Raw genomic sequence first — 10,839 nt, forward strand, 5'->3', positions numbered from 1 at the left:
CTGCTGTCTGATATCTCACACGCGGGGGTTGCGCGGGTCAGACGGTGTGTGCTCCGGCGGGTGTGGAGCGGGTGAACGCGCCGTTCTTCCACTGCCACTTCGCGCTGTCGGTGACGTCGGGGCAGCAGCGGGGGACGTCGTCGGACGAGTAGCCGAGGAGTGTGGCGAGGACTGCTCCGTCGCGTACGGCGAAGTCACTGACGGTGTCGCCGGTCTTGGGGGCGAGCAGGGTCGCCACCACGCGTGGCTTGCCGCCGTCCGCGGCGCGTGTGAGGACGTAGACGCCGTCGGGCGGGGTGCCCATGGGGGCGTCGCAGTGCACGACGGCCACGGTTTCGGGGTTTCCGTCGCCGTCGAGGTCTCCGGTGGCTTTTTTCTGTACGACTGCTTTGACCGGCCCGCAGGTGATGGGGAAGTCGACTCCTGTGGTGCTGGGCGCGGTCGCCGTGTGGGCGGTCCTGGCCCGGGGGTGGGCTGTCTGGGCTGCTGTCGCGGAGTTGGGCTGCAGGAGCGAGGAGAGGGCCATGACGCCTGAAACGGCCGTGGCGGTGGCGACCCAGTGGATGGGGCGGGTGTGCGTGTGTGCCAGTTCCGGGACGGCGGATTGCTGCACTAGGAGTGTCTCCTGTGAGGGCTGTGCCGGTGGGGGTGGCCTGCATCGTGCCACACGTCACAGTGCGGGGGAACGGCGGGGTGTTCGGTTCCTCGAATGCGCAGTGCCGGTTTTGTTCGGTTTGTGGCGTGGTGTCAACAGAAGGGCGCTGCGGTCGAGTTGCGGATGATGTCCGGGAACTCGGCGGCAGCGCCTCTTCGTTGGGTGTGGTGTGCGGCCGTGTCAGCGGCCGCCTCCGTCGGCGTTGGGGCCGGTGTAGTCCTCGCCGTAGGCGCCCTTGGCGGGGCGGCGGCGGCGCATGGGGGGCTCGACGCCGTCGGCGAGGCGGCGGGCGGTGAGCAGGAAGCCGGTGTGGCCGATCATGCGGTGGTCCGGGCGGACGGCGAGGCCTTCCACGTGCCAGTTGCGGATCATCGTCTCCCAGGAGGTCGGCTCGTTGAAGGAACCGATCTCGCGGATGGACTCGACGGTCCGGGCGAGCTGGGTGGTGGTGGCGACGTAGCAGCACAGGATGCCGCCGGGGACGAGTGCCTTGGAGACGGCCTCCAGGCACTCCCAGGGGGCGAGCATGTCGAGGATGACGCGGTCGACGTCGGTGTCGGACAGGTTGTCCTGGAGGTCGCCGACGGTGAGCTGCCAGGCGGGGTGGGGGCCGCCGAAGTAGCGCTCGACGTTCTGCTGGGCGATCTCGGCGAAGTCCTCGCGGCGCTCGTAGCTGTGCAGCATGCCCTGGTCGCCGATGGCGCGCAGCAGGAAGCTGCTGAGCGAGCCGGAGCCGACGCCGGCCTCGACGACGCGGGCGCCGGGGAAGATGTCGGCGAAGGCGAGGATGTGCCCGGCGTCCTTGGGGTAGACGACGGCGGCCCCGCGGGGCATGGACAGGACGTAGTCGGGGAGCAGGGGGCGCAGCGCGAGGTAGGCGACGTTCCCGGTGGTGCGGACAACGCTGCCCTCGGGAGCGCCGATCAGTTCGTCGTGCGGGAAGGAACCCTTGTGGGTGTGGAAGTTCTTCCCGGCTTCGAGCGTGAACGTGTAGTGGCGGCCCTTGGGGTCGGTCAGCTGAACCTGGTCCCCGACCTTGAAGGGCCCGCGCCTGCGGGCGGCACCGGTCGGTTCGGACATGTGAACAGACTACCGGGGTTTGAGGGGGCCGCCGACCACTGGGAGGAGGGCCCGGCCGTCTAGGAGGAGGGCCTGGCCATGGCCTTCACGAAGGCGCGTTCCACGTCCGCCGCGGACAGGACGCCGTAGATCTCGCCGGTCTCCTCGACCACCAGGTATTCGGTGGCGGGGGTGGCGCGCAGGACGTCGAGGAGGTCTTCGCCGGCGAGTTCTGCTGAGATGCGCATGCCGTCGGTGAGGTCCTGGGCGAGGCCGCTGACGGCGACCCAGGGGCGGCGGTGTTCGGGTACGCCGACGATGGCGGCCTCGCGGACGAGGGAGAGGGGGTTGCCTTCGGGGTCGACGACGACGAGGGCGCGGGCGCCGGCGGCGTTGGCGCGGCGCAGTGCTTCGGACAGGGGGGTGTCGTTCTCGACGGGGACGGCGCGGCGGGTGAGGTTGCGGGCGCGTAGTTCCGGCAGGTGTTCCCTGAGGCGGGCCATGCGGAGGCTGTTGCCGGCGCCGGTCCAGATGATGGCGGCGAGGATGGCGGCGAGCAGGGCGTCGGTGACGGTGTCCATGCCGACGCTGTCCTCGGCGGTGGTGCCGAGGGCGCCGGACTGGGTGAGCAGCGGGAGGCCGATGAGGACGGAGACGGCGAGGGCGCGGCCGACCCAGGCGGCGGCGATGGTGCCGTTCATGGGCTTGCCGGTGATCTTCCAGACGACGGCGCGGAGCATGCGGCCGCCGTCGAGGGGCAGGCCGGGCAGGAGGTTGAAGGCGGCCACGATGAGGTTGGAGATCATCAGGCCGGCGAGCAGGACGCCGGGGACGGTGCCGGGCTCGACGGGCTGGAGGGCGACGTAGAAGAGGCCTGCGAGGACGAGGGAGAGGAGGGGGCCGACGAAGGCGAGGACGAATTCGCGGCCGGGGGTCTCGGCTTCCTTCTCGATCTCGGAGACGCCGCCGAAGAACTGGAGCTGGATGCGGCGGACGGGGAGTTGGAAACGGAGGGCGGCGACGGTGTGGGCGAGTTCGTGGACGAGGACGGAGGCGTAGAAGGCGACGGCGAAGAAGAGGGAGACGAGGTAGCGGGCGGCGCCGAGTTCGGGCAGGACGCGGTCGAGCTGGCCGCCGAAGACCCAGGTGATCAGGGCTGCGACGAGGAACCAGCTGGGCGCTACGTACACGGGCACGCCGAAGGGGCGGCCCATGAGGAGGCCGCCCCCGGGTTCCCGGGGGCGCTTGGGCGGGCGGTTCTTGGCGGTGCCGGAGTGGGCGAAGGTGCGGTCGTCCGCGGGGCTGTTCGCTGCGGCGGGGCTCGTTTCCGGGGCGGGTGCGTCGCCTGCGGTGGATCGGCTTTCGTGCTCGCCGGTGTCCGGGGTGTCCGTGCCGTTGTCCGGCGTGGGGTTGTCCTCGGCGGCCGTCGGGGGCTGGTCGTGGGCCGGGGTGGGCGCGGGGGCGGCCGGGGCCGCTGACCCTGCGTGGTGCTCGGCCGGCTCGTCGGTGCCGGACCGCGGCTGCCCGCTCCCGCCGCTCTCGTCCACGATGTCCCCTCGTTCGAAGCGTCTTCCGCGCCTGCCGGGCGGAAGGGTCTCGGGTCGATGGTATGCGGCCGTCGGGAGGCGTTCCGCCCCGGCACCCCCTCTCTTTCCCCAGGCGTCACAGCTGTCACGGCCGCGGGCGGGTCACTGTCAGTGGCGGGCCGTATGGTCTGGGGCATGGAGACGAGTACGGAGGGCGCGGCTCAGGCCCCCAGCAGCGACATGGCGCAGGCGGATGCGCCGGTGACGGTGGAGCCGGCGGCAGCGCCGCCGGTCGACGCGGCGGGCACGAGCCCGCGCCTCGCCATAGCGCCCGCCAGTCTGTCGCCCTCGCGGGCCAGTGACTTCATGCAGTGCCCTCTGCTCTACCGGTTCCGCGTCATCGACCGGCTGCCCGAGAAGCCGAGCGAGGCGGCGACCCGGGGCACGCTGGTGCATGCGGTGCTGGAGCGGCTCTTCGACGCCCCGGCCGCGGAGCGGACCGCGCCGCGCGCCAAGTCCCTGATCCCCGGGCAGTGGGACCGGCTGCGGGAGACCCGGCCGGAAGTGCTGGAGCTGTTCGAGGACGATCCGCAGGGCGAGCGGCTGGCGCGCTGGTTGGGCGAGGCGGAGCAGCTCGTCGAGCGATGGTTCACGCTGGAGGACCCGACCCGGCTGGAGCCGGCCGAGCGGGAGCTGTTCGTGCAGGCGGAGCTGGACTCGGGGCTGATGCTGCGCGGAATCATCGACCGGGTGGACGTGGCGTCCACGGGCGAGGTGCGGATCGTCGACTACAAGACGGGCAAGGCGCCGCGGCCGGAGTACGCCGAAGGGGCTCTGTTCCAGATGAAGTTCTACGCCCTGGTGGTGTGGCGTCTGAAGAACGTGGTGCCGAGGCGGCTGCAGCTCGTGTATCTCGGCAGTGGGGACGTGTTGACCTACGACCCCGTCCTCGCCGACCTGGAGCGTGTCGAGCGCAAGCTGCTGGCGCTGTGGGAGGCGATCCGGCAGGCGACGGAGTCGGGGGACTGGCGCCCGCGCCCCACCAAGCTGTGCGGCTGGTGCGACCACCAGGCGCACTGCCCGGAATTCGGCGGTACTCCCCCGCCGTATCCGCTGCCGGTCACAGCCGGCGGATGAGCCTGCCGGTCGCCCGGAGGCGGGGACCGGCGGTGCGGTGGGGCGGCCTGCCCGGCAGCGCCGACGGCCGCGACGAGGGCTCCTCGACGAGCCGCGACGCCGACCGATCGGCCTCGCCCTCGCCGAGCCCGTCGGTCTCCTCGGTCGCGCCCACCGCGGCGCCGTGGTACGTGCCCGGCGTCGCCGGGGAGGCGGGGGTTTGTTCGCCTGCTCTGAGGGCGGCCGAGTCCGCGGGCGTCTCGCAGGGCAGAATGGGGCCGGACTAGCGAAGGAGACTTACGTGGCCATCCGCGTCCTACTGGTCGACGACCAGCCGCTGCTGCGTACCGGCTTCCGGATGATTCTGGAGGCCGAGCAGGACCTTGCGGTCGTCGGCGAGGCCGGAGACGGCCTCCAGGCTCTCGACCAGGTGCGGGCGCTGCAGCCCGATGTGGTCCTGATGGACATCCGTATGCCTCGCATGGACGGGGTGGAGGCGACCCGGCAGATCACCGGGCCCGGGCGGGACGGCCCGGCGAAGGTGCTGGTGCTGACCACGTTCGACCTCGACGAGTACGTGGTCGAGGCGCTGCGGGCGGGTGCCAGCGGCTTTCTGCTGAAGGATGCGCCGGCCAATGAGCTGGTGCAGGCGATCCGCGTGGTGGCCGGCGGTGAGGCCATGCTGGCGCCGAGCATCACCCGGCGGCTGCTCGACAAGTACGCCACTCATCTGCCCTCCGGGGACGAGCCCGTGCCGGACACGCTGCACACGCTGACCGATCGCGAGGTGGAGGTACTGAAGCTGGTGGCGCGCGGGCTGTCCAACGCCGAGATCGCCGCCGATCTGTTCGTCAGCGAGACCACCGTCAAGACGCACGTCGGACACGTGCTGACGAAGCTGGGGCTGCGGGACCGGGTGCAGGCCGCGGTGTATGCGTACGAGAGCGGGCTGGTGCGTCCCGGCGCGCAGTAGCGGCAGCTGTACGACACGAAGGGCGCTCTCTCTCACGGAGGGCGCCCTTCGTCTGCATGGGGCCGTCGCTCAGCCCTTGCTGAGTTCCCAGAAGCGGAAGACCGTCGAGGCGTCGAGGCAGTACTCGAGGCCGTAGACGTTCTGGCGGGTGACCGCGTACTGCTTGGCCTGCCAGACCGGGAGGACGGGCAGCTGGTCGGCGACGATGTCCTGCAGCCTGCCGAAGTCGTTGTCGGTCGCTGCGCGGTCGCTCTCGGCGGCGGTGCGCGGGATGAGGGTGCCGGTGATCGTGCTGTTGCTGTAGTGGTTGCTCAGCACGTTGCCCCGGCCGAAGAAGGGGGCCGTGAAGTTGTCGGCGTCCGGGTAGTCGGGCACCCAGCCCTTCACGTACACGCCGTACTTGCCCTTGGCGATGTCCTTCTCGTACTGGTCGAAGGCGACGGACTTCACGTCGGCGGCGAAGAGGCCGCTGGCGTTGAGCTGTTTGGCGATCGCCTTGAGCTCCTGGTCGGTTGCCGGGCCGTAGCGCGAGGGGGTGGACCAGAGGGTCAGCTTGACCTTGCCGGTGATGCCCTCGTTCCTCAGGGCGGCGGCGGCCTTGGCCGGTGAGGGGCTGGCGCCGTAGGTGTCGAAGAAGGCCGTGTTGTGGCCGGCGATGCCCGCCGGGATGATCGAGTACAGCGGGGTGGCCGTGCCCTGGTAGACGTCCTTGATGAGGGCGTCGCGGTCGAGCAGGTAGGCGATGGCCTTGCGCACGCCGAGCTTTCCGGCGACCGGGTCCTTCATGTTGAAGACGAGGTGCTGGACCTCGGCGCTGCTGCCCTCGACGACCTCGGCCTCGGAGTTGTTGTCGGCGTTCTGGATGTCGGCGATGTCGCCCGCGCTGAGGCCCCGGTAGGCGATGTCGATCTTGTTGTCGAGCAGTGCCTTCTTCAGGGCGGACGGGTTGCCGTGGAAGAACTTCAGCGTCACGCCGGAGTTCTTCACCTTCGCGTTGCCCTTGTAGTGGTCGTTGACCGAGAAGACGGCCTGGTCGTCGCCGAACGAGTCCAGTGTGTACGGGCCGGAGCCGACGGCCTTGCCGTCCTTGCGCAGGCCCTTCGCGTCGTACTGGGTGTGGTCGACGATGGAGCCCGCACCGGAGGCGATCTTGCTCGGGAAGGTGGCGTCGGGCACCTTGAGCCGGAAGACGACGGTCTTGGCGTCCGGCGCCTCGACCTTGTCCAGCATGGGGAACATGATGGCCGGACCGGCGGCGTCGTTGATCTTGAGCATGCGGTCGAAGGAGAACTTGACGTCCTCTGAGGTGAGCGGGTCACCGTTGCTGAACTTGAGGCCGTCCTTGAGCGTGCACCGGTAGACCTTGGTGGACGCGTCGGTGAAGACGCACGACTTGGCGGCCTCCGGCTCGGGCTCCGTGCCTCCGTCGGGGAAACTGAGCAGCGACTGGAAGACGTTGTTGAACAACAGCCAGGAACCCGGGTCGTAACCGGAGGCGGGGTCGGTGGCCAGGACGTCGTCCGACATTCCCATGACGATGGACGAGCCGGTCCCCCCGGGGTCTGAGCTGCCCGTTCCGCAGCCGGTCAACAGGCCGGAGGCCAGCCCCGCCACTACGGGCAGGACTGGCCACTGGTTACGCATGTTCACTGCTTGTGCCTTCTCGTCGGGTTCGGAACCCCGGGGCCACACTCCCCGGGCCCCGGGGACGAGAGAGATCAGCCGCTCACGCCACGGCCGAGCTCCCACAGCTGAAGGGTCGAGGAGGAGTTGAGCGCGTACGCGGTCCCCGTGACGTCGCCGCGGGCGGCGACGTACTGCTTGCCCTGCCACAGTGGCAGGATCGGGACGTCGTCGGCGACGATGTCCTGGATCTCGGTCAGGTTGGAGGAGGCCGCGATGCGGTCGGCCTCCCGGCGGGACGCCGGGATCAGCGTGTTGATGATCTTGCTGTTGTGGTAGGGCAACTTGAGGAAGTTGTCCGTGTCGAGGAACGGCGCGAGGTAGTTGTCGGCGTCCGGGAAGTCCGGGAACCAGCCCATGCCCCACACGTCGTACTGGCCCTTGCGCTCGGCCGGGACGAACGTCGTCCAGGGCGAGCCCTTGATGGTGACGTCGAACAGTCCGCTGTCGTTGAGCTGCTTCTGAAGGACCTCGAATTCCTTCTTGGTGGCCGAGCCGTAGTGGTCGGTCGTGTAGTGCAGCGTCAGCTTGACCGGGGTGCTGATGTTGGCGGCGGTCAGCAGGGCCTTGGCCTTGGCGGTGCTCGGATCGCCGTACTTGTTGAAGAACGAGTTGGAGTGGCCGGTGATGCTCGCCGGGACCAGCGAGTAGAGCGGCTCGGCCTGGGTGCCGTACACCTTGGCGACGATCTCGCCGCGGTTGATCAGCTGGGCCATGGCCTGGCGGACGGCCTTGTTCTTCACGGTCGGCGCGTTGGTGTTGAAGGCGAGGTAGCGGATCTCCAGACCCGCCATCTCGACCAGGTCCTCGTTCGTGTCCGTGCCGGCGGACAGCTTCTGGATCTGCTCCGGCGCCATGGAGCGGGTCATGACGTCGATGTCACCCTTGTCCAGGGCCTTGCCCATCGCGTCGGCGTCCGCGTAAGAGATCATGTCGACCTTGGAGTTGTTCACCTTCAGCGTCCCCTTGTAGTTGGGGTTCTTGGTGAACGTCGCCTTGACGATCTCGTCGTTCTTGACGTCGGCCGAGAGGGTGTACGGGCCGGATCCGTCGACGTCGAAGCCGTCGCGCAGCTTGTTCTTCTCGTAGTCGTCGGGGTTGATGATGCCCGCGACCGGAGTGGACAGCTTGTACGGGAAGGTGGCGTCCGCGGTCTTGAGGTGGAAGATGACCTGGTTGTCGCCCTGCGTCTCGACGGTGTCGATGGTGTTCAGCAGTGCGGAGACGCCGGAGTCGGCCTTGATGGCGCGGGCGCGGTCGATGGAGTACTTCACGTCGGCCGCGGTGATCTTGTCGCCGTTGGAGAACTTCAGGCCGTCGCGCAGGGTGCAGGCGTAGCGCTCGTTGCCCGAGTCGGTGAAGCCGCAGCTCTGCGCGGCCTCGGGCACGGGGTCGCCCTCGCCCTTCGGCTGGATCATCAGGGTCTGCACGGTCTGGCGCAGGATGTTCCAGGTGCCGACGTCGTACGCGTACGCCGGATCGAGCGGCGCGGGTGCGTCCTTCGTGGCGGTGAACCGGTCCGTGGTGCCGACGGCGATCGCGTCCCCGCTGCTGCCGCTGCTGTCGGAACTGCCACACGCGGCGAGCACGGGTGCGAGCAGGCCGACCACGGCCGGCAGCACCAAAGTCTTGCGGTTCATGCTCGTGTTTCTCCAGAGCTGTTCAGGTCCGTGTATCCGGCATGCAGGGGTGTCGCGGCGGATCACGGGGGTAGAGGCGATGGTTCTCGCGTCGAGGTTAGTCCGCACCAGCACGACGGTTCGCAGTCACCGGAGTTGAGCCCCCATCACGCAGCGAAACCGGCTGCGGACAGACCGAAAACCCGACCCGGGAAGGATTCGTGCAGCGTTCCATCAATCGGGACACAAGGGCACTTCCTCGCGCTCCGAAAAGGGGCGAAGAGCACAGCTTGCAGGGCCTGTCGAGGCCCGCATGAGTGGGGAACCTCACATCCCCCACGGCAGCGATCAGTCCCGTAATTCGGCCGTCCGCCGCTCTTCGAATTCCCTCGCACACCAGCCCCGGGAATTCATGTCCTATCGGCGCTGCACGCTGGGTGAACGCTCAGCGCATTTCCGTCATCGAGTGGCGATCATAAGGCGATCAGAGGGTGATCAGTCCGCGCAGAAATGCCAGGTCGACGTCTTCGAGGGAGGTGACGACGGTGCGCCGGGCGGCGGGTGCGATGGGGGCCACGGAGGGCACGGCGACCACGTGGCAGCCCGCGGCCTCGGCCGACGCGACACCGGTGGCGGTGTCCTCGACGACCGCGCATCTGGCCGGGTCCACGCCGAGTCCGGCGGCCGCGGTCAGATACGGGTCGGGGTGCGGCTTGGTGCGCGGCACCTCGTCGCCGGCCACCGACAGGGCGAAGTGCTGGGGGCCGAGCGAGGTGAGCACACGGTCGATGATGCGCCGGTGGGAGGCGGAGACCAGGGCGGTGGGGATCTCGTACTCGGAGAGCTCGGCCAGCAGCCTGGCGGCGCCCGGCATCAGCGGCAGGGCGCGTTCGATGCGGTCCTCGAAGCCCTGGTTGAGCAGCACCGTGAGCTCGGCGAGGTCGATGTCGGCGCCGGTGGCCTCGATCAGGAACCCCGCGCTGCGGGTCATGGGTCCGCCGACCACGACATGGCGCCAGGTGTCGTCGAGGGTGTGGCCGAGGCCGGCGAAGACCTCGACCTCGACGTCCCACCAGAACCCCTCGGTGTCCACGAGGGTTCCGTCCATGTCGAGGAGTACGGCCTGCAGGGCTGAGCCTTCGGCCGTACGGGTTCCGAGCGCGGGGACCGTACTGGTCATCCTGGCGCACCTCCTTGAGGGGCGAGCAGGCCGGTTCCCGGGTGGGGAACCGGCCTGCTGTGGACCGACCAGTGTACGACTGTCGCGGCCGAAGCGCCTCGTTTATCCGGCGTGGTCCGGGGCACATCGTGCATACCGCCGGGGGCCGCTCTGAGGTGCGCCGATGTGCCGTCGAGCGGGTTTCCCCGACGGACTTTTCAGCGGGCGTTGAAGTACTTCGCCTCGGGGTGGTGGATCACGATCGCGTCGGTGGACTGCTCCGGGTGGAGCTGGAACTCCTCGGAGAGGTGGACGCCGATGCGCTCCGGCTGGAGCAGGTCGGCGATCTTGGCGCGGTCCTCCAGGTCGGGGCAGGCGCCGTAGCCGAGGGAGAAGCGGGCGCCGCGGTACTTCAGGGCGAACATGTCCTCGATCTCGGCGGGATCCTCTCCGGCGAAGCCCAGCTCCGATCGCACGCGCGCGTGCCAGTACTCGGCGAGGGCCTCGGCCAGCTGGACGGACAGGCCGTGCAGCTCCAGGTAGTCGCGGTAGGCGTTGGCCTCGAACATGCGGGCCGTCTCCTCGCCGATGCGCGAGCCGACGGTGACGACCTGCAGACCGACGACGTCGGTCTCCCCCGCCTCCTCCGGCCGGAAGAAGTCCGCGAGGCACAGCCGGCGGCCGCGGCGCTGGCGCGGGAAGGTGAAGCGGGTGCGCTCGTTGCCGGCCTCGTCGAGGATGATCAGGTCGTCGTCCTTGGAGACGCACGGGAAGTAGCCGTGGACCACGGCCGCTTCCAGCAGGTTGTCGGTCTGGAGCCGGTCCAGCAGGCCGCGCAGCCGGGGCCGGCCCTCGGTGTCGACGAGCTCCTCGTACGTCGGTCCCTCACCGGTGCGGGCCTGCTTCAGCCCCCACTGGCCCTTGAACAGGGCGCCCTCGTCCAGCCAGCTCGCGTACTCCTTGAGCTGGATGCCCTTGATGACGCGGGTGCCCCAGAAGGGCGGGGTGGGGAGGGGGTTGTCGGTGGCGACGTCGGAGCGGACGTGGCC

General features: G+C 69.5%; 10 protein-coding genes. 3 read left to right on the forward strand and 7 right to left on the reverse strand.

Annotation, left to right across the window (positions count from 1 at the left end; genetic code table 11):
• Positions 1–37: 37 nt before the first annotated feature.
• The 3 genes from IH68_RS0140095 to IH68_RS0140105 all read right to left on the reverse strand — a co-directional run bounded on the left by IH68_RS0140095 (position 38) and on the right by IH68_RS0140105 (position 3,261).
• On the reverse strand, positions 38–613 hold the full coding sequence (locus IH68_RS0140095; protein WP_030945996.1) for a hypothetical protein: 576 nt from the start codon (positions 611–613) through the stop codon (positions 38–40).
• Between the two features lie 222 nt (positions 614–835).
• A complete protein-coding gene (locus IH68_RS0140100) occupies positions 836–1,735 on the reverse strand; it encodes a tRNA (adenine-N1)-methyltransferase (protein ID WP_030945999.1) in 900 nt (299 codons plus the stop codon).
• A 59-nt stretch (positions 1,736–1,794) separates the two neighbouring features.
• Positions 1,795–3,261 (reverse strand): site-2 protease family protein, encoded by a 1,467-nt coding sequence (locus IH68_RS0140105; RefSeq protein ID WP_030946003.1) that lies wholly within the window; start codon positions 3,259–3,261, stop codon positions 1,795–1,797.
• A gap of 174 nt (positions 3,262–3,435) precedes the next feature.
• Here IH68_RS0140105 and IH68_RS0140110 point away from each other — a divergent pair, with 174 nt between their 5' ends.
• From IH68_RS0140110 to IH68_RS0140120, 3 genes are read left to right on the forward strand one after another with little or no spacing between them, the layout of a single operon-like run.
• Entirely contained in the window at positions 3,436–4,377 is a 942-nt protein-coding gene (locus IH68_RS0140110) for a RecB family exonuclease (protein ID WP_037886050.1), read from the forward strand.
• The gene (locus IH68_RS57385) at positions 4,374–4,643 is read left to right on the forward strand and encodes a hypothetical protein (protein WP_199931974.1); all 270 of its coding nucleotides are present in this window, start codon (positions 4,374–4,376) and stop codon (positions 4,641–4,643) included. The genes IH68_RS0140110 and IH68_RS57385 overlap by 4 nt, the downstream gene beginning before the upstream one ends.
• A gap of 14 nt (positions 4,644–4,657) precedes the next feature.
• Positions 4,658–5,329, forward strand: coding sequence for a response regulator (locus IH68_RS0140120; RefSeq protein WP_030946009.1), 672 nt, complete (start codon positions 4,658–4,660; stop codon positions 5,327–5,329).
• A gap of 69 nt (positions 5,330–5,398) precedes the next feature.
• Here IH68_RS0140120 and IH68_RS0140125 read toward each other — a convergent pair whose 3' ends face one another.
• The 4 genes from IH68_RS0140125 to IH68_RS0140140 form a co-directional block, all read right to left on the reverse strand.
• Positions 5,399–6,979 (reverse strand): ABC transporter substrate-binding protein, encoded by a 1,581-nt coding sequence (locus tag IH68_RS0140125; RefSeq protein WP_030946012.1) that lies wholly within the window; start codon positions 6,977–6,979, stop codon positions 5,399–5,401.
• A 68-nt stretch (positions 6,980–7,047) separates the two neighbouring features.
• Entirely contained in the window at positions 7,048–8,652 is a 1,605-nt protein-coding gene (locus tag IH68_RS0140130) for an ABC transporter substrate-binding protein (protein ID WP_030946014.1), read from the reverse strand.
• Between the two features lie 463 nt (positions 8,653–9,115).
• Positions 9,116–9,811 carry an HAD family hydrolase gene (locus IH68_RS0140135; RefSeq protein ID WP_030946017.1) on the reverse strand — a complete coding sequence of 232 codons (696 nt, stop codon included), beginning with the start codon at positions 9,809–9,811 and terminating at the stop codon, positions 9,116–9,118.
• 197 nt (positions 9,812–10,008) lie between these two features.
• On the reverse strand, positions 10,009–10,839 hold an 831-nt coding region (locus IH68_RS0140140; RefSeq protein WP_030946021.1), incomplete at its 5' end, for a vitamin B12 dependent-methionine synthase activation domain-containing protein.

The sequence above is a fragment of the Streptomyces sp. NRRL S-646 genome (assembly GCF_000720765.1).
In the GTDB taxonomy this organism is placed as follows: Bacteria; Actinomycetota; Actinomycetes; order Streptomycetales; family Streptomycetaceae; genus Streptomyces.